The organism is Rhodococcus sp. 05-2255-3B1 (genome assembly GCF_002258545.1).
Taxonomy (GTDB): domain Bacteria; phylum Actinomycetota; class Actinomycetes; order Mycobacteriales; family Mycobacteriaceae; genus Rhodococcoides.
The window spans coordinates 1-913 of sequence record NZ_NOZC01000040.1 but is presented as its reverse complement, the minus strand read 5'-3'; the positions used below and the strand labels follow the sequence as shown (position 1 = coordinate 913).

Genomic DNA, 913 nt, shown 5'->3' with positions numbered 1-913 from the left:
GTTGGGCCGGATTGCGAAGGGCAGGTCGAGGGCAGAGCTGTGCCGTGTGCCCCTGCCGACGGGAGTGTGGGTACAGAACAGCGCTGCGGCGGAGGTCAGCGATTGCGTCCGCCGTTGCCTGTCCGCGCCTGCCCCGATCTCGGTCTCGGTCTCGGAAGGAGCTGGATCGGCCGCTGAGCGGGCAGGGGTGTCCCCCGCGGGATCCTCCGTCTGATGATTCTCCGTCTGGTCGTGCATCGAAGTCGGTGATGTCGCCGTCCCCGGTTCCGGCGGGAGAATTGTTCCTCGCGTGGGGCTTGTTGTCGGTGGTGGTACTGGTGTCGGTGGTGGTACTGGTGTCGGCGGGACCGTCCCGGGTCGCTCTGGAGCGGACCCTGTTTCGGTTCGGTCGGGTGCAGTGCCGGACTCCGGTGAGAGCATGGGCCCAGGCGCTTGCGCGGGGATCGGTGCTGCATCGGTGTCGACATCGACGGAAGTGCCTGTGGACGTGCAAGTCTCGGGTTCCGACTCGATCTCGGTCTGGGGCTCCGGGTTGCTGTCGGTGCGGCTGTGGGTCTCGGTAGCGCGTGTTCCCGACGCAGCGTTCGTTCCTGAGTCCGCGTCCGTGTTCACTGTTGCAGTGTCCGTGTCCGTGTCCGTGTCCGCTGTCGCTGCCGCCCCTGAGTCCGACTCCTGCGTCTGCATTTTCGGTGTTCGTTCCCATTCCCCGGTTGCCGGGTTCTGCACAGCCAGTCCGAGTTTTCCAGCGAGGGTAACTGCGTCGGTGAGCAGGATCTGCCACTGACTGTTGCGCGCCAACTCCCGAGCGAGGTCAGGATCGATGGAACCGTGCCCGGCCAGATACGCCGGGTTCGCAAGCAACCCGATCAGGGTGGCTATATCGACGGTGACCATCGTCAACGGCACCCGCCGA

The 913-nt window shown here is 65.7% G+C and carries 1 protein-coding gene; it reads right to left on the bottom strand.

The annotated features are described in order from the left end of the window. The coding region (locus CH249_RS28255) for a hypothetical protein (RefSeq protein WP_218830223.1) at positions 1 to 237 on the bottom strand (237 nt) is incomplete at its 3' end. Between the last annotated feature and the right edge of the window lie 676 nt (positions 238 to 913).